The sequence below is a fragment of the Thiocystis violascens DSM 198 genome (assembly GCF_000227745.2).
Classification (GTDB): Bacteria; Pseudomonadota; Gammaproteobacteria; order Chromatiales; family Chromatiaceae; genus Chromatium; species Chromatium violascens.
This window is the reverse complement of record NC_018012.1, coordinates 812,591-836,919: the sequence shown is the minus strand read 5'-3', so window position 1 is coordinate 836,919 and position 24,329 is coordinate 812,591. Positions and strand designations below refer to the sequence as shown.

Annotated in this window: 24 protein-coding genes and 1 pseudogene; 13 read left to right on the top strand and 12 right to left on the bottom strand. The window is 63.8% G+C overall.

The window, feature by feature from the left end; genetic code table 11:
* Positions 1-363: 363 nt before the first annotated feature.
* From THIVI_RS03760 to ygfZ, 8 genes and pseudogenes are all read right to left on the bottom strand, one after another.
* On the bottom strand, positions 364-681 hold the full coding sequence (locus THIVI_RS03760; protein ID WP_014777312.1) for a BolA family protein: 318 nt from the start codon (positions 679-681) through the stop codon (positions 364-366).
* On the bottom strand, positions 678-1,547 hold the full coding sequence (locus tag THIVI_RS03755; RefSeq protein WP_014777311.1) for a hypothetical protein: 870 nt from the start codon (positions 1,545-1,547) through the stop codon (positions 678-680). Before THIVI_RS03755 ends, THIVI_RS03760 begins: the two co-directional genes overlap by 4 nt.
* A gap of 89 nt (positions 1,548-1,636) precedes the next feature.
* Entirely contained in the window at positions 1,637-2,221 is a 585-nt protein-coding gene (locus THIVI_RS03750; RefSeq protein WP_014777310.1) for an ankyrin repeat domain-containing protein, read from the bottom strand.
* 63 nt (positions 2,222-2,284) lie between these two features.
* Positions 2,285-2,974: a hypothetical protein gene (locus THIVI_RS03745; protein ID WP_014777309.1), complete on the bottom strand. Its 690-nt coding sequence runs from the start codon at positions 2,972-2,974 to the stop codon at positions 2,285-2,287.
* A 58-nt stretch (positions 2,975-3,032) separates the two neighbouring features.
* The gene (locus tag THIVI_RS22515; RefSeq protein ID WP_157174351.1) at positions 3,033-4,028 is read right to left on the bottom strand and encodes a hypothetical protein; all 996 of its coding nucleotides are present in this window, start codon (positions 4,026-4,028) and stop codon (positions 3,033-3,035) included.
* A 330-nt stretch (positions 4,029-4,358) separates the two neighbouring features.
* On the bottom strand, positions 4,359-5,033 hold the full coding sequence (locus tag THIVI_RS03730) for a transposase (RefSeq protein WP_245537370.1): 675 nt from the start codon (positions 5,031-5,033) through the stop codon (positions 4,359-4,361).
* 2 nt (positions 5,034-5,035) lie between these two features.
* Positions 5,036-6,146, bottom strand: a pseudogene (locus THIVI_RS03725) (IS5 family transposase).
* A gap of 156 nt (positions 6,147-6,302) precedes the next feature.
* Positions 6,303-7,331: a CAF17-like 4Fe-4S cluster assembly/insertion protein YgfZ gene (gene ygfZ, locus THIVI_RS03720; protein ID WP_014777306.1), complete on the bottom strand. Its 1,029-nt coding sequence runs from the start codon at positions 7,329-7,331 to the stop codon at positions 6,303-6,305.
* Between the two features lie 118 nt (positions 7,332-7,449).
* On the opposite strand from ygfZ, the gene THIVI_RS03715 reads away from it, so the two are divergent.
* From THIVI_RS03715 to THIVI_RS03675, 9 genes are all read left to right on the top strand, one after another.
* A complete protein-coding gene (locus THIVI_RS03715; protein ID WP_014777305.1) occupies positions 7,450-7,758 on the top strand; it encodes a hypothetical protein in 309 nt (102 codons plus the stop codon).
* A 201-nt stretch (positions 7,759-7,959) separates the two neighbouring features.
* Positions 7,960-9,246 carry an efflux RND transporter periplasmic adaptor subunit gene (locus THIVI_RS03710; RefSeq protein ID WP_014777304.1) on the top strand — a complete coding sequence of 429 codons (1,287 nt, stop codon included), beginning with the start codon at positions 7,960-7,962 and terminating at the stop codon, positions 9,244-9,246.
* The gene (locus tag THIVI_RS03705; RefSeq protein ID WP_014777303.1) at positions 9,243-9,965 is read left to right on the top strand and encodes an ABC transporter ATP-binding protein; all 723 of its coding nucleotides are present in this window, start codon (positions 9,243-9,245) and stop codon (positions 9,963-9,965) included. Before THIVI_RS03710 ends, THIVI_RS03705 begins: the two co-directional genes overlap by 4 nt.
* Before the next feature lie 208 nt (positions 9,966-10,173).
* On the top strand, positions 10,174-11,895 hold the full coding sequence (recJ, locus tag THIVI_RS03700) for a single-stranded-DNA-specific exonuclease RecJ (protein WP_041447267.1): 1,722 nt from the start codon (positions 10,174-10,176) through the stop codon (positions 11,893-11,895).
* A 30-nt stretch (positions 11,896-11,925) separates the two neighbouring features.
* On the top strand, positions 11,926-12,459 hold the full coding sequence (gene yjgA / locus THIVI_RS03695) for a ribosome biogenesis factor YjgA (RefSeq protein ID WP_014777301.1): 534 nt from the start codon (positions 11,926-11,928) through the stop codon (positions 12,457-12,459).
* A gap of 22 nt (positions 12,460-12,481) precedes the next feature.
* Positions 12,482-13,504, top strand: coding sequence for a glycosyltransferase family 2 protein (locus THIVI_RS03690; RefSeq protein ID WP_083845813.1), 1,023 nt, complete (start codon positions 12,482-12,484; stop codon positions 13,502-13,504).
* Positions 13,501-15,186: an ArnT family glycosyltransferase gene (locus tag THIVI_RS03685; protein ID WP_014777299.1), complete on the top strand. Its 1,686-nt coding sequence runs from the start codon at positions 13,501-13,503 to the stop codon at positions 15,184-15,186. The genes THIVI_RS03690 and THIVI_RS03685 overlap by 4 nt, the downstream gene beginning before the upstream one ends.
* Before the next feature lie 190 nt (positions 15,187-15,376).
* The gene (gene ubiG / locus THIVI_RS03680; protein ID WP_014777298.1) at positions 15,377-16,129 is read left to right on the top strand and encodes a bifunctional 2-polyprenyl-6-hydroxyphenol methylase/3-demethylubiquinol 3-O-methyltransferase UbiG; all 753 of its coding nucleotides are present in this window, start codon (positions 15,377-15,379) and stop codon (positions 16,127-16,129) included.
* 378 nt (positions 16,130-16,507) lie between these two features.
* Positions 16,508-16,690, top strand: coding sequence for a hypothetical protein (locus THIVI_RS03675; RefSeq protein ID WP_014777297.1), 183 nt, complete (start codon positions 16,508-16,510; stop codon positions 16,688-16,690).
* Positions 16,691-16,704: 14 nt separating this feature from the next.
* On the opposite strand, the gene THIVI_RS03670 is transcribed toward THIVI_RS03675, so the two are convergent.
* From THIVI_RS03670 to THIVI_RS22510, 4 genes are all read right to left on the bottom strand, one after another.
* Positions 16,705-18,174: a 2Fe-2S iron-sulfur cluster-binding protein gene (locus THIVI_RS03670; RefSeq protein WP_014777296.1), complete on the bottom strand. Its 1,470-nt coding sequence runs from the start codon at positions 18,172-18,174 to the stop codon at positions 16,705-16,707.
* Between the two features lie 3 nt (positions 18,175-18,177).
* The gene (locus THIVI_RS03665) at positions 18,178-18,687 is read right to left on the bottom strand and encodes a DUF302 domain-containing protein (RefSeq protein ID WP_014777295.1); all 510 of its coding nucleotides are present in this window, start codon (positions 18,685-18,687) and stop codon (positions 18,178-18,180) included.
* A 34-nt stretch (positions 18,688-18,721) separates the two neighbouring features.
* Positions 18,722-19,015, bottom strand: a complete 294-nt coding sequence (locus tag THIVI_RS03660) for a cupin domain-containing protein (RefSeq protein ID WP_014777294.1) — start codon at positions 19,013-19,015, stop codon at positions 18,722-18,724.
* A gap of 156 nt (positions 19,016-19,171) precedes the next feature.
* Entirely contained in the window at positions 19,172-21,466 is a 2,295-nt protein-coding gene (locus THIVI_RS22510) for a serine/threonine protein kinase (protein WP_014777293.1), read from the bottom strand.
* Positions 21,467-21,619: 153 nt separating this feature from the next.
* Between THIVI_RS22510 and pncC the strand changes: the two genes are divergently transcribed.
* The 4 genes from pncC (at position 21,620) to THIVI_RS03635 (ending at position 24,328) form a co-directional block, all read left to right on the top strand.
* Positions 21,620-22,129, top strand: a complete 510-nt coding sequence (gene pncC, locus THIVI_RS03650; protein WP_014777292.1) for a nicotinamide-nucleotide amidase — start codon at positions 21,620-21,622, stop codon at positions 22,127-22,129.
* Positions 22,122-22,643 carry an RNA 2',3'-cyclic phosphodiesterase gene (gene thpR / locus THIVI_RS03645; protein WP_052314947.1) on the top strand — a complete coding sequence of 174 codons (522 nt, stop codon included), beginning with the start codon at positions 22,122-22,124 and terminating at the stop codon, positions 22,641-22,643. Before pncC ends, thpR begins: the two co-directional genes overlap by 8 nt.
* Positions 22,644-22,806: 163 nt before the next feature.
* Positions 22,807-23,847, top strand: coding sequence for a recombinase RecA (gene recA, locus THIVI_RS03640; RefSeq protein ID WP_014777290.1), 1,041 nt, complete (start codon positions 22,807-22,809; stop codon positions 23,845-23,847).
* Positions 23,843-24,328, top strand: a complete 486-nt coding sequence (locus THIVI_RS03635) for a regulatory protein RecX (RefSeq protein WP_425358605.1) — start codon at positions 23,843-23,845, stop codon at positions 24,326-24,328. The genes recA and THIVI_RS03635 overlap by 5 nt, the downstream gene beginning before the upstream one ends.
* The last annotated feature ends 1 nt before the right edge of the window (position 24,329 follow it).

Sequence of the window (24,329 nt, the reverse complement as noted above, 5' to 3'; positions counted from 1 at the left end):
AACGGCTTCAGGATAGGGTGGGTGCCTCACCACGAACGGCTTCAGGAAAGGGCGAGTGCTTCGCCACAAACGGCTTCAGGCGGGGGGCGTCAGGAATTTTGGCGGTTGGATAACCTGGCGGTCAAACGCTCGGAGGATTTCCCGTTCGTCCTGAGGCACTCGAAGCCTGTCATGAGCCCAGTCGAATGGGACGGACGGGAAATCCGGGCCTCGGCGCGTGAAGCCGTTCATGGTTCGAGTGCCTCACCACGAACGGCTTCAGGAAGGGTGGGCGCCTCGCCACGAACGGCTTCAGGCAGGCCGCCGAGTGCCTTGCTACGAACGGCTGCGGTTCGACCGTTAAGGCGATTTCCCGAAACTCGTCTAACGCGCTTTCGAGCCCCCCATGCAGGGGGGCGATTCGGGGGCTCCACCTTTCGCATACCATTCCTCCGGCGTCCAGGTATGGAGCGTGAGCGCATGCAGTCCGCCTTGAAGCTCGTCGGCAAGGAGTTGATTCAGTTGCCGATGGCGCTCGATCACCGGGATGTTTTCAAATGTCTCGCTGACCACCAGCACCTTGAAATGCGATTCCGCTCCCGCCGGGACCGCATGCATGTAGCTTTCGTCGACGAGATCCAGGTGCAGGATGGGGCTCAGAGCAGCCTTGAGTTTTTCTTCGATGCGTTGTTTTCGATTCATGGTGTCGCCTCGGAATCATCCGCCCCTCGCGGGGCTTTGTGGGTCGAAAAAACCTGGGCCGCGGCGATGACCCTGGCCAGGTGTTCGGCCAGTGACGGGGCCGTGAGCGCTCGGCGGTCGACCCCCTCGATCCGGCCATAGAGACTCAGCCGCAGATGCTCGACCGTGCGCGCATGGAGTTGCAGATCGTGCAGGAGATGCGTGAATTCGCTGCGGGTCGGCGCGCTATCGAGCGCCCGAAACAGCTCCGCGAGTGCGTCGAAGAGTGACTGGCCAGCTTCGTCGAGGCCGAAATCGCTCGGACGATAACTCGCCTGACGTTCCGACAGTCGGCCGATCCAGACCCGGAAACTCTCTTTCTGCAGCGCGTGATAGAGCGGTTCTTCCGAGATCAGGAACAGCAGCAGATGGCGCGGATTCGCGAAATAGCGGCCATCGAGGACGGTCCAGGAGGCGTTACGGACCAAACGATGGATGCGGATATGTTCGCGGAAATCGGCCGCCTGCAGTTGGTCGAGAATCAGCACCGTCGGTTCGCCCTCGCTCTGGGCGCAGGCCTCGCTGACGATCTGATCCAGCGGGTCGATCGGCGGCTCCTCGCGGCCCAGCTCATCGCGGCTTGGCGGTAGGATCACCTCCGGCAGCGGCGGATGCGCGTCGGTAAAATCGTGGTAGAGAATATGAGGATAGCCCAGCGCGTGGGCCAGTGCGTTGGCAAAGGCCGTTTTGCGGCGCTCGCCATCGCCTTCGATGTTGAGTGTCCGCACTCCGCGCGCGGGGCTTTCGAGAAGACAACTGAGCTGGAATTCGTAGTCGTCGTTGGACTCGAATCCATGTTCCGCCAGTTTTTCGCGCAGACTCGGCATTCGCGAAGCTTAGCGCGGACAGGGCGCCGGTCCAAGAAGGATTGCGTGTCTTCCGCGTCGCGGTTCAGGATTTTCCAAGCCCGAATCGCTTATCTGACCGATGACTGAGCTTGATCCGCCGCTTGAAGCAGACTGAGCGCCTCGGCGTATCCGCCCTCGCTGGCCCAATCCAGGGCGGTCTTGCCCTTGAAGTCCTTGAGCGTGCGGTCGGCGCGGTGACGCAGCAGGGTCTCGACGCTCCTGGCGTGGCCCTGTTTGGCGGCCCAGATCAGGGCGGTCCAGCCCTCGGTGGACTCCTGATGGTCGACCATGGCGCCGCGCTTCAAGAGCAGATCCAGAGCCTCGGCGTGATTGTTCGAGGCCGCGAGCATCATGGCGGTGTAGCCGCCCTTGTCCATGGCGTCGACGCTGGCGCCGGCATCGAGCAGGCGCGCGACGACCGGCGTATGTCCGTAGAGCGCGGCCTTCATGAGCGGTGTCCAGTCGCAACTGTCCCGAACGTCGGGTTGACGATGCTTCGCGAGCAGTTGGTCCAGGGCATTCAGATCGCCTTGTTCGGCGACCTCGAGCAGGGCCGCGCCGGCGCTGCCCGACGCGTTGTATGAATCCGACGGCCCGCAGGCGGCGAGGCCCGCCAGGGCGATGGCGAAAGCGATGGAGTGTGTGAGTTTCATGCTGGGGTATTCTCCGTGGCTTGGGGCCGACGACCAATGAGAATGCGCAACGCATGGCGGGGTTCAGGGACCGGTCGTGCAGTCTCCGTAACGGCACCGCACGCTGATCCGGGAGCCGTCCCGGCAGAAGACCCAGTGTCGTTCCCAATCCTGGCCGTTCGATTCCAGTTGCGTCGCCCGTTCGGTCAGTTCGCACCCGCGACTCTGGGCGTAGCGTTCCGCGGCATAGGCCCAGGTGCCGATCGGTTCGGCTGCCATCCGGCTGGAATCAGGCGGAACGCCGCCGTGAAAGCGGGATGACGGCGCGTTGGGCAGGCTGGCGGAATTCCCGCGCCAGGCATCCCATTTGGCTCGCAAGGATGACAGCGCGTTCGCCAAGTTGTCGGCATAGCGCCCCGTGACATCCGCCATCCACTCCCGATCCGTCTCCGGCCATTCCACCTCCTCGGCACGCAGAGAGACGCGAACGCCATCCGACTCCTCGGCAAATTCCGCGCGGATTCGGAGCAGACGCTGGACGACCAGGATGGCGTCCGTTTCCTCGCCGTCGAGAACCTGCTCGAACAGGGCCGCGTTCGCGGTCACTTCCCGAATGCTCCAGCCCCGACGCGAGGCGTGTTCGACGGCGAACGCGCGGGCGTCCGTCAAGGTGGCTCCGAAGAGCAAGACCGCGGGATTTTGCAGCGCCTGGGAGTCGGCGAGGTGCAACAGCAGAAGCCCTGTCGCCAAGAGCTTGAGATGCCAACCGTTCACGCTTTATGACTGACGTTGAAGCGAGTGGCGCGCTGGATGGGCCAGCGCGCCGTCGCGGTTATAACAGCCCCTGGCAGGTTCCGTTCTGGCACTTGACCAGGAAACTGTCGCTACCGACGCAGGGAACCTTGTGGACTTCGCCATCCGTGCGCGATTCGATGAGTTCGGTGCCCAGTCCGCCCACCTGACAACCGCGTTGACGTGCGTACTGTTCCGCGTAGGCGGCCCAACTGACGGAGCCGGCGACCGGCGAGCGGCTCGGGAGCGCCATCATGTTGTCCTGGCGAGGGATGGCGTTCGGGGGTGCGCTGGGTGGCTTCGGGGCAGCGGGCGCGCTGGTCGCGGACGTGGCAGCGGGGGCATTCGTCGTCGCATCCACGACCGGAGCCGCGCCTGCGGCGAGATAGCGCGGTTCGGGAGCGGAACGCAGAGGCGCTGGCCGTTCGGCGATCCATTGGCTGGGTTGGGGGTTCGATTCCGTGACCGGTTGCGGAGCGGGCTGCGCTGCGTAGACCGGCGGCGCGGGCTGTTTCGGTGGCTGTGGTTGTACGGTTCGGATTGCCTCGGTTTGGCCGTTGTCGCGGGTTGCCGGCTCGGATGCCGGGTTTGCGCTCGCGGCGGCGCCGGTCGGCCGGTTGCCCCAGGCATCCGCCCAGCCATCCGCCGGCGGGGTGGCGCGGGCGATCCGGCCACGATTTTCCGACCAGGAGTTCCGCAGGGAGGTCAGGGATTGCGTGAGCGAATCCCGGAAGTTTTCCGTGTAATCGGTGCGTGTCGGCCCCTTTTCGCGCGGTGTCGGGTTCACCAGCTCGGCCTTGCTCGCGACCTTGACCCCGCCGGACTGCTCGATGAAATACGAGGTGACTTCGAGCCGCGAGCCGGGGCCGACCGCCGGACCGGGGGCACCGGACGCGACCGTCGCCAATGCGGTCGCGTCGATCGGGCGATGGACCACCAGGCGGTCGGTCGATGACTCGGCAATGCCCCAGCCCTTGCTGCGAGCCGCGCCCATCGCGAACGATTTGACCTCCGAGCGGATCGCGCCAGGCAGCATGATTTGCGGCAAACGATCAAGATTTATTGGTTCCGCCGCGACGGCGGGCTCCGCCTCTCTGGGTGGATTGACCGCACACCCGGAGAATCCTGGACCGATCAGCGCAAAACAACAGATTGTGGCAAAAAAACGCACGTTCACCTAAAAGCCCCTCGCACAAATAACGGATCGAGCGACGCAGCCTATGCGTCGAGCCAAAAATTTGGTTACCCGTGAAATGCTAACACAGTGCCGCAAGCGTCGGCGGTTCGAGGTGCGACGGCTCATCACCTATCAGTTACTCACGGGCATGAAAAGCGGGCAACGGGAGGTCGTTTTGAAGGCACCGCTTCAGACGGCGCAGGCCGCGCGTGAACCACGAGACCAGGCTACGATAGAGTTTCCTGAAGCTCCAATGCGCGGGGTCGTTCTGCGCCTGGACTTTTTTTCGAGTGGTGTCGGATCGTTCAGCCCCTCGTCTCGGCCGGCGCGAACACACCAGTACATGGCCAAGGCCATGATGAGCACCAGTCGCTCCAAACGCTCGGCATGCTGGAGTTGCGAATCCTCCAAGTCGAAGCCCCGGCCCTTGACGTCGGAGAACATCGGTTCGATGGCCCAGCGAGCAGCGTCGTCAAGCACGCTTGCCCGTGTCGGGGCGGCGTCCATGGCAATGATCCACGGCTCGGGGTGGCCATCCTCGTGCAGGATCCCGAGGTTCGTGATCACCCCCTGCGCAAACAGGCGCACACCGGTGAAGTAACGTTCCGTCACCCCGTGTGCCAACGCGCCCGTCGTCGTCTCATCGCCCTGCCCGGTATCCGTTAGCACGTTGCTCTTCAGGCGCAGCCGGTCGCTCCAGCCCCGGGCTTGGAGCCACCCGAACAGGCCCGCCGACGGATAGAACCGGTCCGCCGATAGCAGCACGCGCGCCCCGGACGGCAGCCAGGCCAGGAGCGGCTCCAACACCACCTGCTGGCCCGCGAAGCCGAGATTGGCCGCCCCTTCCTCAGAGGGTGTAGACAAAATCAAACCGTTGTGGTCAACCGCCGCAGCAGGATGCGCGCCTCCGCCAGCCAAACCCAGGTTTCGGAGACCGCTGGCAGACGGTCATGATGCATGATCAATCGACGGGCACGCTCATTCCACGCATGGGTGCGCTCGACAACCCAGCGCTTCGGCAGCGGAACGAAGCCGTCGGCGTTGGCGATCACCACTCGGTCAGGCGCCCCGTCCACGTGCCAGGAGCCAACGCTTTTGTTGGCTGGATGGCGCACGACTTCCACGCGGATCGCGTGGGCCTGCTCGGTGGTTTGGGCAAATTGACCGGCGTAGGCGCTATCGACAAACAGCGTGTTGAGTCTGGGGGTACTTGGCGGCCGCGTCAGCGACGGCGCCCGAGGCGGCATCGCGGTCCTGAAGATTGGCCGCGACCACGCTCACCGCCAACACGAACCCCAAGGTATCGACCACCAGGCTGCGCTTGCGCCCCTTGACCTGCTTGCCCGCATCAAAGCCGCTCGGTCCACCCTGCGGCGAGCCGCGGGTCGATTGCGCATCCAGCACCGCCGCCGTCGGCGCGATCTCACGCCCCTCGCGTTCGCGCCATTGCCCCCGCAGTCGATCATGCATCTGCTCAAACTTCCCAGCCGCACTCCAACGGCGAAACGTCTTGTAGACATTCTGCCAAGGCGCGAAATCGTGCGGCAGCATCCGCCACGCGCACCCCGTGCGCACCACGTAGCAACACGCCTCCAGGATGCTCCGGCGCGACACGCGGGGCGGTTGACCCCGCCCGCCCGGCATCTCAAAGAGAGCGGCGACCAAGTCCCACTCCGCATCGGTCAGACAACTTGGGTAGCTTTGGTCGGGGTCGTGGCGACGATGCGCATCCGTATACCCATACCGACGCGGCGTTGCGCGCGCTTGCGCCTCGAGACCACTCTCGCCCCGGAGGCGCGTGACGCCCGCCTCCCGCAAGGACTTGCGAATCGTTGCTTCATGAGCCTCGATTCCCGTCCGTGCCGCGAGTTCCCGGGCAATCTCTGACAGCGTGGAGGTCGGGCGATCCGTGACAATTTGACGCAATACCGCTTGCTCCGCCTCGTGAATCTTGGGGGGACGACCAGCTTTCGACATCAGCGCACACCAGCTCAGTTGTAGACTGGTATACAAATAGCAGCTCAATTATTTTTGTCTACACCCTCTGAGCGGCAGTTTGCCAGAATGTGATAGGTGATGAGGTGCGACGGTTCGTTTTTGCATCGCGGCGAGTACTTCCGTGCGTGCCGGACGTCAGGATTCGGGAAACCCATAGGGCGGCGCTTGCAGGCTCAGTACCGGTCCCTGGTCGCCAAGTCGCACCTCGCCGCCCTCGGCCGCGCTGACCTCGACAACCGCGAGCAGCGCATGACGTCCAGCGTCGAGGGGCGCGGCATCGACCACCCAACCCGCGGCTTGCTGGGAGGTACTGGAGGACGCGTGGAGTTCCTCGCCCGGTTGCGGCGGCGCGGGCGCGTCGACCTCGGCGAGATACATCCTGCGTTTGAGTTTGCCCAGATGCTGCATGCGCGCGACCACCTCCTGGCCGGTATAGCAGCCCTTGTGGAAGCTGACGCCATCGATCAATTGCAGATTGATCATCTGCGGGATGAAGACCTCGGCGGTCCGGTTGTAGACATTGGGAATTCCCGCCTGAATATCGAGCCGCGTCCAGTCGAGGCGGTTGGCGGGCGGGGCTTGATTGGCGAGTCCGTCCCAAAGTTGGCCGATGGCCGGGAATGGACCGAGGATCTCGCAACGCGGGATCGCCCCAGGGAGTCGGATCACGGACAGCGTCTCGTTGCTGACGCAAGCGTTGTCGCGTTCCGGCAGTATAAGACCCTGACCGGCGAGCAGATCCGCGAGGCGAGCGCTGGCGATACCGATGCGAATCAGATCGTCGCTCGCGTCTTCCAGGGTCACCTTGCTGCGCAGAATGAAGATGCGCAAGCGTTTGAGTGCGTCGGGTAGCCGCTCGGCGGGTGTCTGAAGATAGAGTGCATCGGCGATGCGCATGACCCGAAAACTCGCCAGGAGGCGCCCCTTTTGGCTACAGTAGCCGCTAAACTGAGTATGGGTCGCGGAGACTTCGCGAATGTCGTTGGTCAACTGGCCTTGCAGGAAGGCGTCCGCGTCCGCGCCGCGGACCGCGATCAGCCCCAGATGCGACAGGTCGAACAACCGGCTGTCCCTCGGACCAGCGACCTTGGGAAAGCGGATGCCGCCGTCGTCTTCGAGATAGGCATTGCGTGCGGTGAGAAATTCTCGCCATTGATTCGTCATGCGGTCAGTCCTCGAACGGTTAGCGCCTGAAACGGATGTCGGTAAGGTGGCGCATTTCATACGATACTCAAGCTGCGCCATTCCTTCGTCTGGCCATCGGCGCCAAACATGGTGATAGATGCAGATCCCCGGTTTATTGATTCCGTCCTCCTATCCGCTGCCCGTGGAGCAGCGGCTGGAAAGGGATGCTCGGGTGATCCCCTTCGTTCCGTCGCAGGCGCGGACGCAGGTGCCCTTGACCCCTCGTGCCGTGCCGAATATTCAGCAGGCGGAGCCGATGTCTCTCGGTCTGCGCGCTGCCGATCCGATCCGACTGGCGGCGGGCAATCCCCATACGCGGCGCGCGCTCTTGGCGTATGAATCCGCTCAACGGGTGCAGGTCCGCGAGGATCTTCGCGCCTTCGTTGGTATCGATGACTATGCGTGACCGCGCGCCTTGTCTTCTGTCATCGTGGAGCCGTGCGGTACGTCTCGCGGGCCGGCGATCCGCTTGATCCGACCTCTGAATCTTCTCCAGGCCGCTGGATGCGGTTTGGATCCTCAATTTTTTCATGATTCGAGCATAGCCTGTCCTAGTCCGCCATGAACCCTGACGGTCGGTGGTCTGGCATCCATTTGGAGTATACGCATGACCCTAGAGGGAGACTCCCACGACACCACGGTCGCCGAACGAATCGGCCTTGATGGACGACGGCCGGGCCGACGTTTCCGTTGGTTCTGGCTGGCCGCCCTGGCTGGACTCGGACTGACCCTGGCCGGCACGCTCCTGATGGGGAGCCAAAAAAGCGATCGGATCGGTTTCAAAACGGCAGAGGTGCGACGCGGCGATCTGACCGTCAAGGTGACGGCGACCGGACAGTTGCAGCCGGTGATCCAGGTCGATGTCGGCACCGAGGTGTCGGGCACCATCCAGAGCGTGGAAGTCGATTTCAACGCTCGGGTCAAGCGCGGACAGGTGCTGGCCCGGCTGGATCCGGACCAATCGCAGGCGAAGGAGCGTCAGTCCGCGGCGGCGCTGGAATTGGCCAAGGCGCAGGTCGACGAGGCCCAGGCAACGGTCAACGAGACGGCCAACAAACTAGGGCGCACGCGCGATCTGGTCGCCAAGCGTCTCGCCTCGCCGGAGGAACTCGACACGGCGGTCGCGGCGGCCGAGCGGGCGAGCGCCGCGCTGGCGGTGGCCCGTGCCAAGGTCGACCAGGCGCGGGCGCAACTCGATGCCGATCGGCGAACCCTGGAAAAGACGATCATCCGCTCGCCCATCGACGGCATCGTGCTCAATCGCGTGGTCGAGCCGGGGCAGACCGTCGCCGCCTCGCTACAAACGCCGGTGCTCTTTACCCTGGCCGAAAATCTCACGCAGATGGAACTGAAGGTGGCGGTGGACGAGGCGGATGTGGGACAGGTCGCGGAGGGTCAGTCGGCGACCTTCACGGTCGACGCCTATCCGCACCGGACCTTCCCGGCGACGATCACTCAGGTGCGCTTCGCGCCGGAGACGGTCAATGGCGTGGTGACCTTCGCCGCCCTGCTGGCGGTCGATAACGCCGATCTGTCGCTGCGTCCGGGGATGACGGCGACCGCCGATATCCTGGTGCGCGAGGAGCGGGGTCTACTGCTGGTTCCCAACCTGGCCCTGCGCTTCACGCCGCCCCAGCCCAAGGCGGAACAGAGCGGTCCGAATCTGGTCGGGCTCTTACTGCCAAGACGCCCGCCGAGATCCAAGCGGCAGACCGAGATCGGTCAGCGCAACGGCAAGGAAGGGCGCGTCTGGATTCTGCGCGATGGCGAGCCGGCCCCGATCACCTTCAAGATTGGCCTCACCGACGGGGTCATGACGGAGGTGCTTGGCGACCCGCTGGACCCAGGCACTCCGGTGCTGGTGGACGTCGAGCGTCCGGGACGCGCATCGTGAATCGGCCCGACGCGACCTCCACCGCAGGCGATCCTGCGCCATTGATCGAGTTCCGGCAGGTCGCCAAGGTCTATGGCAGCGGGCTGGCAGCGATGCGCGCGCTGGACGGGGTGGATCTCATCATTCGTCAGGGCGAATTCGTCGCCGTGATGGGGCCGAGCGGTTCCGGCAAATCCACCGCCATGAATATTCTGGGTTGCCTGGATACTCCGAGCGGCGGCTCCTATCGCTTTCGCGGGGTGCCGGTGGAGTCCCTGGACCGCGATCGGCGCGCGCTGCTGCGCCGTCATTATCTCGGCTTCGTCTTTCAGGGCTTCAATCTGCTCAACCGGACCTCGGCCCTGGAAAATGTCGAACTCCCACTCATCTATCGCCGCACCCCTCACGCCGAGCGGCATACCCGCGCGCGCCAGGCCTTGGAACGGGTCGGACTCACCGGCTGGGAGCACCATACGCCGGGCGAGCTGTCGGGCGGTCAGCAGCAACGGGTCGCCATCGCACGCGCCATCGTCACCCAGCCAAGCCTGCTGCTCGCCGACGAGCCCACCGGCAACCTCGATACCGCCCGCAGTCACGAGATCATGGAACTGCTGACCGGACTCAACCGCGATCAGGGGATCACCGTGCTGATGGTCACCCACGAGGCCGAGATGGCCGCCTATGCGCACCGGGTCATCCATTTCCTGGATGGCCGGATCGCCGACGCGGGACATCGATAGTTGGCGGTTCGAGCTCACCACGAACCCGGACGACAAACGTCAGATTGCCAATGCCGCTGGCACGCGATAAGTTAGCCGGCGGTATTCCAAAGGGATACATTCGCCAATCCGCCAGCGAATCTTCGATGTCGCACGCGCCTCCGTCGTGCAAAAAATCGGGATCGTCGTTTCCGAACACCGCCTTACCGATCAGGTCCATCAGACGCCCGTGACGCCCATCCAGATCCGCCGCATTCCGAACCATGCCGACATCGCCGTCGCCCGAAACCCCGTGGAACTGCTCGCCGCGCTTTATGCCAATCGCGGCCTGACCGATGCGGGCGAGGCCGCGCCGGGGCTCGGCGCGTTGGAGTCCATGGGCGCGCTGCACGGACTCGACCGGGCGGTGGCGCTGCTCGCGGACCAGCTCCGCGCCGGCGGTCATCTGCTGATCGTCGGCGATTATGACGCGGACGGCGCCACCGGCAGCGCGCTCGCCGTGCGCGGTCTGCGTGCGCTGGGCGCGGCGCGGGTGTCCTATCTGGTGCCGAGCCGCTTCGCCTTTGGCTATGGACTGAGTCCGGCGGTGGTCGAGGCGGCCCTGACGCAGCGCCCGGATCTTATCGTCACGGTCGACAACGGCATCGCCAGCATCGCCGGCGTTACACGAGCGCGCGAGTTGGGCATTCCGGTGCTGGTCACCGATCATCATCTGCCCGGCGACCAGCTCCCGGACGCCGCGGCCATCGTCAACCCCAATCAACCCGATTGCGCCTTTCCGAGCAAGCATCTGGCGGGAGTGGGCGTGGTCTTCTATCTGCTCGCCGCGCTGCGCGCCCATCTGCGCGAGACCGGTTGGTTCGAGGCCGGTCGGGTCGCGCCGAATCTGGCTGAGCTGCTGGATCTGGTCGCGCTCGGCACGGTCGCGGATGTCGTGATCCTGGACCGCAATAACCGCATCCTGGTCGAGCAGGGTCTGCGGCGCATCCGCGCCGGACGCTGTTGTCCGGGAATCCTGGCCCTGTTGCAGGTGGCGGGCCGCGATCCGAGCCGCGCGACGACGACCGATCTGGGTTTTTTCGCCGCGCCCCGGCTCAACGCGGCCGGGCGGCTGGAGGAGATGTCGCTCGGCGTCGAATGTCTGCTGACCGATGACACGGCGCGGGCCGTCGCGATGGCCCAGGAGCTGGACGGTCTCAATCGCCGCCGCCGCGAGATCGAAGGCGAGATGAAGGATCAGGCCGAATTGCTTCTGGATGCGCTCTGCCTGGATGGCGAGACGCTTCCGCTCGCGCTCTGTCTCTTTGGCGAGGACTGGCATCAAGGGGTGTCGGGAATCGTCGCGGCACGCATCCGCGAGCGTTATCATCGCCCCGTGATCGCCTTCGCCGAGGCCGGCGACGGTCTGCTGCGCGGCTCGGCGCGTTCCATCGACGGCCTGCACATCCGCGACGCCATCGATCGGGTCGACCGCCATCATCCGGGTCTGATCGAGCGTTTCGGCGGGCATGCGATGGCGGCCGGTCTGACCCTGCGAGCGGAGGGGTTGGAGGACTTTCGGGACGCCTTTATCGAGGCGGTCCGGGCGCAACTCGGCGATCTCCCGCGCCAACCCGAGATCCGTTCCGATGGCCCGTTGCCCGGCGGGTTGATGACGCTGGACACGGCGGAAGCCCTGCGGCTGGGCGGACCCTGGGGCAAGGGCTTTCCGGAGCCTTGTTTCGACGGCGGCTTCGAGGTGCTGCAGGCGCGGATCGTGGGCGAGCGTCATCTCAAATTACGGGTGGCCATGCCCGACGGCGAGCCGATCGACGCCATCGGGTTCAACCTGGGCGAGAAGCTGCCCGAGGCGCGGGGCCGGGTTCGACTGGCCTATCGGCTGGACGTGAACGACTATCGCGGCGTTCGCTCGCCGCAGCTAATCCTTGAGGATCTGCAGGCAGACCTCTGACCCAATGCCAGGATTTCCGAACCGATACCGATGATTGAACATCAATACGACCCCGACCGGGATGACGACGAACATCCGCCCGAAGGCCCAAGCAAGAGTCAGATCAAACGCGAGAAGCTGGCGCTGCAGGCGCTGGCCGAGCGTCTGGCGGGCATGCCGCGCGCCGAACTGGAGCGCTTGAAACTCAGCCAGGCAACCTGGGCCGCGCTCGACGAGACCGCGCGCATCAAGGATATGCGCGCTCTGGGGCGGCACTGGAAGCGAATTGCCAACCTGCTGGAGAAGGAGGACATGGCGGCTGTCCATGCGCTCATGGACCAGGCCGGGGAGCGCGAGCGCGAACTGAATGCGCGTCACCATGCGCTCGAACGCTGGCGCGAACGTCTGATCGCCGAGGGCGATGCGGCGCTGGCGGACTTCATCGAGCAGCGCCCCGAAGTTGATCGGCAGCAGTTGCGAACCCTGATCCGCGCCGCCCAACGCGATACCGAACGCGGCCGGCCGGACGCGCCGCGCAAGCTGTTTCGCTATTTGCGCGAGGTGACGGATGCGGTCGAAGATTGATACAACAATGGACGCGAACCCGATGAATGCTCCCGCTGACACCGGCTCCGGCGCCGAGAGACGACCTTCGCTCTCGATCGTCATCCCCATGTACCAGGAAATCGACAACGTCGAACCCATGGTGACGCGGGTCCAGCAGGGGCTGGCCGGCTACCGGGGCGACTGGGAGCTGATCTGTGTCGACGACGGCAGCCGCGACGGCACCGGCGCACGTCTGCGCGAGCAGGCCGACCGGATCGGCGGTCATCTGCGCGTGATCCGTCTGCGGCGCAATTTCGGTCAGACCGCCGCCATGCAGGCGGGTTTCGACGCCGCCCGCGGCGAGCTGATCGCGACCCTGGACGGCGATCTGCAGAACGATCCGGCGGACATCCCGCGCATGGTCGACGAACTGCTGGCGCGCGATCTGGATCTGTTACAGGGCTGGCGCCGCCGGCGTCAGGATGGGCTAGTGATGCGCAAAATCCCGTCGCGGATCGCCAATCGACTGATCGGTAAGGTCACCGGGGTGAGGCTGCACGATTACGGTTGTAGCCTCAAGGTCTACCGGGCCGAGGTCATCCAGGAGGTCACCCTGCTGGGCGAGATGCACCGCTTCATTCCGGTCTGGGTGGCCGGGGTGACGGCCCCGGAACGCATCGGCGAGACCGAGGTGGGCCATCGGGCGCGTCAGTTCGGCGTCTCCAAATATGGCCTTTCGCGGACCTTTCGGGTGCTCCTCGATCTGCTGGCGGCGTTCTTTTTTCTGCGCTTCGGCTCGCGTCCCGGTCATTTTTTCGGCATGATCGGGATCGTTTTCGGTCTGGTCGGCACCCTGATGATGACCCATCTGCTGGTGGTGAAATTCGTGCTGGATCAGAATATCGGGCACCGTCCCATGTTGTTCGTCTCGATCCTGTTGATTGTCGCCTCGATCCAGTTTCTGACCACCGGCGTACTGGCCGAGCTGCTCACGCGCACCTTTTATGCGTCCGGCGAGCGCACCCACCATCGTATCCATTGGCAATCCGATCCCGCGACGGCGGGCTGGAAGGTTCCGACATGACGACCATGACCCCGGAGTTGAACGCTAACCCCCTCTGGTTGAGGGCCATGGGCCGGGCGCTGACCTCGCCCTGGTTCCTGGTGCTGGTCGTGGCGCTGAGTTTTTTCTGGCAGTTGGATGCGGTGCCGCTCTACGATCTCGACGAGGGCGCCTTTACCGAGGCAACCCGCGAGATGCTGGACAGCGGCAACTTCATCACCCCGCACAAGGACGGCGAGCCGCGCTACGACAAACCGGCGCTCATCTATTGGTTGCAGGCCGCCTCGACCGAGAGTTTCGGATTCAACGAATTCGCCCTGCGCCTGCCCTCGGCCGTCGCCGCCACGCTCTGGGTACTGGCGCTCTGGGGTTTCGTGCGCGCGCGCCTGAACGCGCCGACCGCCACGGTTGCCGGACTGATCATGGTGTTGTCCCTTCAGGTCTCGCTCATCGCCAAGGCGGCGGTCGCCGATGCCGTGCTGAATCTCTTTATCGCGCTGACTTTCTTTGAAATTTATCGCTATTTCCTGGATCTGGACCCCAAGACCAATCGCCGCTTCATTCTGCGCGCCTATCTCTGGATGGGGCTGGGCTTTCTAACCAAGGGGCCAGTGGCGGTCTTCTTTCCGGTGCTGGTCAGCTTCCTGTTCTTTCTGTCCGAGATCCGCTGGTCCAAGCAAAGTCTTATGGTGGCGCTACGCTGGTTCAGGGCGGCCTTCTCGCCGCTCGGCTGGCTGGTGTTTCTGCTGGTGGCCGGCCCCTGGTATCTCGCCATCTATCTGGACGACGGCGCCGACTTTTTCCGCGGCTTCTTCCTGGAACACAACGTCGGACGCTTCGGCGAGGCGATGCATGGGCATGCTGGTTTTCCAGGGTATTACCTGGTCATGCTGCCGCTGATCCTGTTGCCCTTCACCGGCTGGTTTCTGAGTCTTTTCAAAGCATATCGAACCGCTTGGTCAGATCCGCTGGAGCGTTTCCTCTGGATCTGGTTTCTGACGGTTTTCGTCTTTTTCTCTTTCTCCGGCACCAAGCTGCCGCATTATCTGCTGTACGGTGCTGTGCCGCTCTTTATACTCATGGCCCGGCATCGCGACACCCTCACCAATCGCTGGCTGGCCTTTCTGCCGACGCTGCTCCTGTTTGCGCTGCTGGTCGCCTTGCCGCTGGTGCTTGATACCATCCTGCATGTCATCGAGGGGATCGCGACCAGTCCCTCGGCCGAGGTTCGGGCCATGCTGGAACTCAAGGCGCATGAATTGGCGCTGCTGACCGATGGTCGACGGGCGCTCGACCTTCCCTACGGGCTTGCCGTCCTGGCCGGTCTGGCGGCCATGTTCGTGCTGCTGCGCTGGTCGCGCCCGCCGCTCTGGCAGCGACTGGTGCTCGCCGGTCTGGTGCAGACCTGGGTGGTCTATGGCTTCCTGGTGCCGCGCGTGTTCGAGGCGCTGCAGGCGCCCGTCAAGGAGGCGGGCCTGATGGCCAAACAACTCGATCTGCCGACCGTGGTCTATCGCACCTCGATGCCGAGTTTCAGCGTCTACCGCGACGCCATCACGCCCAAGCGTCCGCCGGTCGCGGGCGAGCTGGTGTTTTTGCGAATCGACAAGCTGGACTCGCTGACACGGGATTATCCCGAACTGCGTCAGGAGATCGTCTATCGGCGCGGCGCGGTCGCGTTGGTGCTCATGCAAACCCCGTAGGAGCCCGCTTGCGGGCGACGGGTGGGCGCACGGAAGTCATCCTGGCGAGTCACGTCGCCCGCAAGCGGGCTCCTACGGGTAGGATCCGCATTAGGCGCCGCTGTACCAGACATCTGCCGGACCAGGCGTTGTAAAACCCCGCTAGTAACACGACTTCCAATGCATTCCGTCGTTTGCACTGGAGCATCCCATGCCTGCCGCCCATCTGACCGCCCCGAGTATCGACCCGGAGGAGGTCGCCTATTTCGAACGTCTTGCCCATCGTTGGTGGGATACCGAGGGGCCGTTCTGGCCGCTGCACCGTCTGAACGCCTTTCGGGTCGACTATATCCGCGAGCGACTCGCCGCGGCCATGGGGCGCGATGCGGATCTGGAACGCCCTTTCGAGGGTTTGAGGGTGCTCGATATCGGTTGCGGCGGCGGTATTCTGAGCGAGTCCTTGGCGCGTCTCGGCGCCCAGGTCACCGGGATCGAGATCACCGAAAAGAATGTTCGCGTGGCCGCGATGCACGCTCAGTGGAGCGGACTCGAGATCGAGTATCGGTTGGCGACGGCGGATCAGTTGGTGCGCGAGGGCGCGCAATTCGACGCCGTTCTCAACATGGAGGTGATCGAGCATGTGGAGCATCTGCCGGCGTTTCTCGCCGATTGCGCGCAACTGGCACGGCCGGGCGGGGTCATGTTCGTCGCCAGTATCAACCGTACCTTGGCGGCGCTGATCCTGGCGATTGTCGGCGCGGAATACATTCTGCGCTGGCTGCCCCGAGGGACTCATCATTTCCGTAAACTCGTCCGCCCTGCCCAGGTACTGGATCCGCTGAGCGAGCGCTTCGCTCTGCTCCACAAGACCGGGGTGCGGATGAATCCGTTCACTCGGAGCTTTGCCTTTACCCGCTGGATGGGGGTGAACTATATGCTGTTGCTAAAGCGGCACGCGACATAAGGATTTTTCAGCAAGCACCAGTTGAATGAATGAGTTTCCACGCATACCTTGTAGAAATCGCATGGAATATCGCGCGTCGTTCGTGCTAATGGCGCGTGTTCAATTCTAAACCGCGTCCAGTGCGGTATGCGATGTTCTTGGATTGGATTAACCTTGGCCGCATCGACGATAGTCGGAGCGGACGCGGTTTAAGATATTAAAAAATATAAAATTTTAAACCGCGTCTCTAGTGATGCTGGTGAAATCCCCAGAGCCAAACACAAATTGGAAATTACGCATATCGCGCTGGACGCGGTTTAGCATGTCGGCGCATCAACCGATGACGCCGAGAGAACGAGTCGTGGATGAGTGCCTGTCGTTGAGGCGAGGACTGACGTGATGGAGACAAAACAACAAGAGTTTGAACGCTGGGTCGCGTTCATGGTTCGCGGTGATCTGGGGTATACCTATTTGCGACTCTACGCGGATGCCCCGCCCTGGGTGCGGGATATGGCCGTGAATCGTTTCGGCAAGGGCACCGTGTTCCTGCCGTCCCAGCAGTCCAGGCCGCAAGCGGCCTAAACTGCCCCGTCGGATCAGGTGTCGGTGTGTTCGAGCTTGATCCGTGCCTTCTCAATGCCCTGGTCGCGCAACAAGACCGCCGCGCGTTGAACAAGCTCCGCCGGACCAGCAAGATAATAACGCGGTCGATCTGGCCCCGAATGATCGGCGCGCACCACGGCGATGACATCCTCGGGCCGACCGCTCATGAGCGGGGTGAAGCTGAAGTTGTCCAGTGCGTCCTTGAGCGCCCGTCCCCAGTGGGCCTGATGATGGCCATCGGGGTAGGTGGTATCCCAATAGAGATGAAAGGACTCGATGAGATCGATGGAGACGGCGTGCTCGATCAGGCTCTTGATGGGCGCGATGCCGTCGCCGAAGGCGATCAGGATGGCCGGTTCCGGCGCGTCCTCGACGAGCACGAAATCGCCCTGGGGACCGGTGACGGTGACCAGATGGCCGGGGTGCAGACTGTTGAAGACGCGCTCGGAGAAGGCGTCGTCCTGGCGTCTGACATAAAACCAGAGATTGCGCCCATTGCAGGGGCAGCTCGCGATGGACAATTCGCGCGTGGCGCCGTCTTCCAGCGTCAGGCGCGCCCGCTGACCGGCCATGAAGCGTAGCGTGTGGGTGCGCGGTGTCTGGATGTTCAGGGCGATCAGGTCGGGCGAGAGACGTTCGAGCTTGCGCAGGCTGGCCCGAATCTCCTGTTGCGGCAGGTCGTCGACCGACAGGGCCTCGGCGGCCTCGATGACCAGATCGGTGACGGCCGTTTGCGAACAGGAGAGGAGGTAGCCCATCGACTTCTCGCGTTCGCTGATGACATAGTCGTGATCGCGGATCTTCCGGGTTTCGCCGCTGATCAGACGAACCTTGCAGTCGCCGCAATTGCCGCTGGAACAGCCATAACTCAGTTTGAGCCCGGCGCGCACCGACGCATCCAGGATCGACTCGTTGCCCTCGACGAAAAAGTCGTGGCCGCTTGGAATCAGCTTGACGTTGGCTGCCATGATGCGCAGAAAGGTATCCTTGGCGAGGAGTTGGGCGCGCCCGTCTGGGACGGGGTGGAGTGCGAGCTGGCGCCGGGCGTCGACGAACCAGTCCTGAATCTCGCGTAGCGCCGCTGAAAGTTGCTCGGGAGGTTGGGCGGCGAGCCCTGCGAGCCGTGCGCCGACCTGGTCCAGCAAGGTATGGGCGAGTTCGTTGGCCGCGATGCGTTCCGCCAGGGTTTCGCTCAGACCGCGCAGACGCGACAGGAAGACTTCCGGGCTCGGCAGGACGGTTTCGCCCGCGTTGAGCTTGGGCAGGGCGTCGCGTTTGATGCGTTCGACCCGTTCCAGGGCGGCGTCATTGGTCAGGCTCACGGCCGGATAGGCCCGCAGCAGATCCTCCACCGCCACCGCTCCCTCGAAGGTCGCGATCTCGCCGCGACGGATGCGGCGTTGCAGTTCAGCCCGGGTGACGCCGGCGAGTCGGGCGGCGCGGGAGAGGCTCAGGTAGGTCATGGATCAGAGATCTCCGCTGGCGCCCGCGGCCATGATCTCGTTCATGGTGTCGCGGACCTTGGTGGCCATCTCCATCAGCGCTGGCGGCAGATCGGCCATCTGGATGACCTTGTTCAGGTCCAGCGTCACCAGCCAGGGTTTGCCCGCCTGATCCTCGATCAGGGTGATGCGGCAGGGCAGATAGGCCGAAAAGTCCAGGTTTTCGGCGATCATTTGGGCGGCGATCCGGGCATCGCAGAACTGGAAGATCTCGATGCGCTTGGTGGGGACGCCCATGGCTTCCAGTTCCTGGGAGAGCGGCAGACGGGCGACCAGCTTGAAGTTCAGCGCATTGGCGCGCAGCAGCATGGAATCGACGGCGTCATCCGTGGACACGCCTTCCTCCAGCGGGAGTTTGTAGACGGTGTCGGCGATGGTCATGCCTTCCGCGTGGCTGGCGGAGACGGGCAGGAGCATCGGCAAACAGGCGAGCAGGACCAGCCAGGGCGAGCGAATTCGGACGATTTTTCGCATGTCTTTCATCCTTCCGTTGCAGGGGTGTGAGTCTTTATGAGGGGGTTTCGTCGAAGCGATAGTGTTTTTCCACCGGCTCCAGGATCTCCCAGACGCAGGAGAGACCGGCCGGAAAGCTGATCAGGTCGCCCCGACCAAAGGTGAGCGGCTCGCCGCCGTCCGGCGTGACGACAAAGCGCCCGCGCTGGACGTAGCAGGTCTCGGTTTTTTCATAATGCCAGGGGAACGTGGACGGTTCTTTTTTCCAGAGCGGCCAGCCGTCGATCCCCATCACGTCCAGTTTGGCGGGTGACGGCTTGTGCTCGCAGCGGATGACGAGGTCATTCATGCAGTGATGGCTCCAGTCATGGCCGCCTGGGGCGGCGTTCGTCTCTAGATTGGCGAGAAACCAATCATGCGGGTATCGGGGTCGATTTTCCATGGACTGCGGCGTCCCATGCCCTTGGCCGACCGGAATTTCGGTCACGGCCATGTGTCATTTTTTCTATTTCGCGTCATGGCGCGCGCCCTGCTCATCCAATTCGACGACATAGGTCCATTTCAATTCGCGCAGATGAAGATACATCACCCAGAGCTTGCGATCCGCATCGAGCACGTTCTGTTGGCCTGAGTGTCCCGCCTTGATCGCCTCGACGATCGTCGCGTTGGAGTACGCGCGCAATCGCTCTTTGGGGAGATCGACGCCCTGGATCGTGTCCGGTCGGGCCTCGACCAGGATCTGACCCTGATCGTTCAACAGCAAGGCACGGACCAGGGGCAGTTGCGGCGTCAGCAGGATCTTTTCGACGTTTTTTTCCAGCGGCAGATCGATCTCGGCGACGCCGAAAAATTCGCCAGCGTTCGAATACAGGGCGACGCTGCAGGACATGATGAAAATGCTCAGGGAGGCGCTCACATACGGCTCTCCACATACCTTCCCGCCTTGCGCGAGCACGGCCTGCCGATACCAAGGGCGGGCGATTGGATCGTAGGTGGCGGAAAATCCCCCCAGCCCAGGGTAGCCGACCATGGCGCCCTCGCGGAGCGCGATACCCATCCAATCGACCGTGATGTCGTGGCGATCGAGCGTTTCGCGCACCTTGCGGCCGGACGGCGGCACCTCCTGTTCGTCGTGGGCTTCGAGGATGATGCGCTGAAAGAGTGCCTTCAGGGGGAGCAGTTGTCGGATCTTCCGCTCCGTTTCCGTGGGCACGACGCCTTGCGGGAAAAACACCACCGGAACGTCGGTGCTGATCGGTCGGTCCCGATACAGAGACGCGCTCGTCGCGAGATCCTTTGGTCCCGACCCCGGAGTCACAAAATCTTCATGCGTATAATAGCGACCTTCGGCCGGCTTGCCGTCTTCCAAGGCCAACTCGGCACCGACGGACAAGCCTTCGAGCAGGCCGAGCATGAACAGGAAATGTTTGACGATGATCTGCGCCTGCGCCGACGCAAAATCGAAATACCGCGCGGTCAGAATCTGGCGTTCATGGATTTTCTCCAGTTCGACCGTGTGGCGATACCACAGGGCACCCGTCGCCAGAAAGCCGATCAACAGGGTGGCGAGAAAGAGATTCAGCGCCCGCTGACGGTGATGTCCGATCCAGCGCAGCGTGCTCTGTAACGGGTTGTCCCGCAGCGCACTGACCGCTTCGCCTCGCAGGTGGTGACGCAGATCCTCGGCCAGATCCGCGGCGCTTTGATAACGCTCCGTCGGCTCGGCCTGGGTGGCCTTGTCGACGATGGCCTTGAGTTCGCGGGGGATGGAGCCGCGCGGCGAGGGCGCGGCGACGGGCTGGCGCTGGCCGCGTTGAATCCGATCGAGCAGGGTGCCGACATCGGGTCCGCCGAAGGCCGGACGCAGACAGATCAGCTCGAACAGGATCAGGCCGAGACTGTAGAGATCGCTCCGTTCGTCGAGTTGGTCGATCTCGCCCCGCGCCTGCTCCGGCGACATGTATTTCGGGGTGCCAAGCAGCGAGCCGCACTGGGTTGTCGCGATCCCATCCGCCGTTTCCATCCCGGCACCGACGCCCGAGCGCGCGCAAGACACCCGCTCCGCCATGTCCGTTCCAGGCACCCTGGACGACTCCAGAACCCGCGCGATCCCCCAGTCCATGACGTAGACTTCGTGAAAATGTCCGACCATGATGTTGGCGGGCTTGAGGTCGCGATGGATGACGCCCCGCGAATGCGCGAAGGCGATGGCGTCGCAGATCTTGAGGAAGTGATCGAGCAGGGTTTCCCGCTGCAGGCGAGGCGGCAGGATCCGGCCTGACTCCAGGGTCGAGCGCGCTTGTCGAATCAGCGACTCCAGCGTTTCGCCCTGAACCAGCTTCATGGCATAACCCAGTTGTTGGGCGTCTTCGTGCTCCAGCGAATAGAGCGGCACGACATTGGGATGATCGAGCTGGGCGGTGATCTGCGCCTCGGCGAGAAAACGCTGGACCATGTCCGGCTTCGCGCCGAGTTCTCCGCGCAGTCTTTTGTAGGCAACCTTGCGTCCGAGATCGCGGTCCCGCGCCAGCAAAACGACGCCCATGGCACCCTGACCGAGCGGTTCGAGCAGATCGAAGCGCGCCAGCGCGGCCCTGGTTCCGTCCGGTTGGGGCGCGGCGCGGTCGCGGGCGGGCGGGGGCCGCCCGCTCCCGTGGCTTGAGGGTGCGACCAGGATGGTCGCCTCCACGCCCTCGTTGGCGGAACCGCCGGTCTCGGGTGGCGGCGAACCTGGCGAGTGCCGCTGTCTCGGGCGCTCGAAGCTTGTTGCTTGTTCGGGGTCTTCGGGGGAGCGCGGCATCGCAATGTCATCCTCGACAGACAGCACTGTCTCGGGCGTGAAATCGAGTCGGGTTTCTCTTGAAAGATGCTACCCGTCATAGGGAAAATGAACAATGATCAAGGCGGCGGGCGGCGCGTCCGGGCACTGTCGCGAGAGGGGAACTGTCAACCGATGTCGGAATCCATTCTTCATGAACCGCTCGCGCCGTTCGCCATGCGGCTCGGCGAGCGGATGCGGTCTCGTGGTCTACGCCTGGCGACGGCCGAGTCCTGCACCGGCGGCTGGATCGCGAAGGTCGTCACCGATATATCGGGGAGCAGCGCCTGGTTCGAGCGTGGGTTCGTCACCTATAGCAACGCGGCGAAGCAGGAGATGCTCGGTGTCCGCGCCGCGACGCTCAACGCTTATGGCGCCGTGAGCGAACCCGTGGCGCGCGAGATGGTCGCTGGCGCGCTGGCGCATTCACAGGCACAGGTCGCACTCGCCGTGACCGGTATCGCGGGACCGGGGGGAGGCAGTCCGGAGAAACCGGTCGGCACTGTCTGGTTCGCCTGGGGGCAGCCGGATCGCGGGGTCGTGGCAAGGTGTCATTGCTTCGTGGGCGATCGCGAAGCGGTGCGGCATCAAGCGGTGCGGATCGCACTCGAAGGTTTGCTGGAGCATCTGCAAGCGCATGTCTGAACGATGGTTTTTTGCACTTTGGCCGGATCCCGCCGTGCGCGCGGCGCTCGCGGAGCCGCTTCCCGACCTGGTTCCGGAGCAGGCGCGGGCGACCCATCCGCTGGATCTGCATTTGACTCTGGTCTTTCTGGGCGAGTTGGCGCCAGACCGGTTGCGTTGCGTGGAATCGGCGGCCACCGACATCGGTGTACCCGCGTTCGCGCTCTCTCTGGATCGCCTCGGATATTTTGCCCGATCCCAGATTTTATGGCGTGGACCGACGTCGATTCCAGCGCCCTTGCGGATGCTCGTTCTGACCCTGCAGACGCGACTCCAGGCGTGCGGGATCGCGCCGGAGCAGCGTGCGTACCGGCCGCATATGACGCTGGCCCGCAAGGTCCGAGCGCCGCCACCGGCGGTGTCGAGCGCGCCGGTTGAATGGACGGTGAGCGATGTCGTGCTGGCCGCTGGACGCGGGGGAACGGTACCGCGTTACGAGATCCGGCAGCGCTGGATGCTGGACGCGCGCCCCTAACCCACGCGAGCGGCTCGAACGGCACCTGGATAAATGACGCATCCGGGTTGGCTATGCAATAATCCGCGACTTTCCGGACGAGAGAGCGGATTTTTTCGTCGACCGCCACGGTCAGCGCGGATTCGGCAATCCAGTATTTGGGATCAGATTTTACGGAGACTGAATGGACGAGAACCGCAAAAAGGCGTTGGCCGCCGCGCTAACCCAGATCGACAAGCAGTTCGGCAAGGGCACCGTCATGCGCATGGGCGACGTGGGTGCCGTGCGCAACATCGAGGCGATCTCCACCGGCTCGCTCGGTCTCGACCTGGCGCTTGGCATCGGCGGGGTGCCCAAGGGGCGCGTCATCGAGATTTACGGCCCCGAGTCGTCCGGCAAGACCACGCTCACGCTGCATATCATCGCCGAGGCACAGAAATTGGGCGGCACGGCGGCTTTTGTGGACGCCGAGCATGCGCTAGATCCGGTCTATGCCGAAAAGCTCGGCGTCAATATGAAGGAACTCCTGGTCTCCCAGCCGGATACCGGCGAGCAGGCGCTGGAAGTCACTGACATGCTGGTGCGTTCGGGCGCGCTCGATGTGGTGGTCGTGGACTCGGTGGCGGCGCTGACGCCCAAGGCCGAGATCGAGGGAGAGATGGGCGACTCGCACATGGGCCTGCATGCGCGGCTGATGTCCCAGGCGCTGCGCAAACTCACCGGGAATATCAATCGCTCCAATTGCTGCGTCATTTTCATCAATCAAATCCGTATGAAAATTGGGGTCATGTTTGGATCCCCTGAAACCACAACGGGCGGCAACGCGCTCAAATTCTACGCCTCGGTGCGCCTCGACATCCGCCGCACCGGCAGCATCAAGAAGGGCGACGAGGTGATCGGGAGCGAGACCAAGGTCAAGGTCGTGAAGAACAAGGTTGCGCCGCCGTTCAAGCAGGCCGAGTTTGATATCCTCTATGGACACGGCATTTCGCGCGAGGGCGAGATCATCGGACTCGGCGTGGAGGAAGGTTTTATCGAGAAATCCGGCGCCTGGTACAGTTACGAAGGGAATCGCATCGGGCAGGGCAAGGATAACGTGCGTAATTATCTCTGCGAAAACCCCGCCATCGCGCAGTCGATCGAGGCCAAGATCCGCGACAAGCGGTTGCCGAAGGCAGACGGCGAACCGGTGCCCGAGCCACCCGCGGCGCCCGTCGAGGATTGAAATTCTGAGCGTTCAGACCCAAGAGACGAGCGAGGCGGATCCGGCGGCGGCGATCGAACGCCTGGCCCTGAAGCTGCTCGCGATCCGCGAGCATGCGCGGCGCGAATTGGCGCGCAAGCTCGCCGCGCGCGGTTTTGCCGAGGCAGACATCGACGCGGCGCTTGATCGTCTGGCGGCCGAAGGCTCCATCGATGAGGCGCGTCTGGCGGAACACTATGTGGCCGAGCGGATGGGCAAGGGCTTCGGTCCATTGCGCATTCGCGGCGAGCTGCGCGAGAAGGGGCTTGAGGATGACCTCGTCGAGCGCGCGCTGGAACCGCTGCGGGACGAATGGCCGGCCTGTCTGGCCGATGTCCATGATCGGCGTTTCGGTGCCGAGCCGCCCGTCGATCACGCCGAGTATGGTCGACGCGCCCGCTTCCTGGAGCAGCGCGGTTTTCCCACGGATTCGATCCGGCGCGTCCTGCGCTGGCCTGACTGAC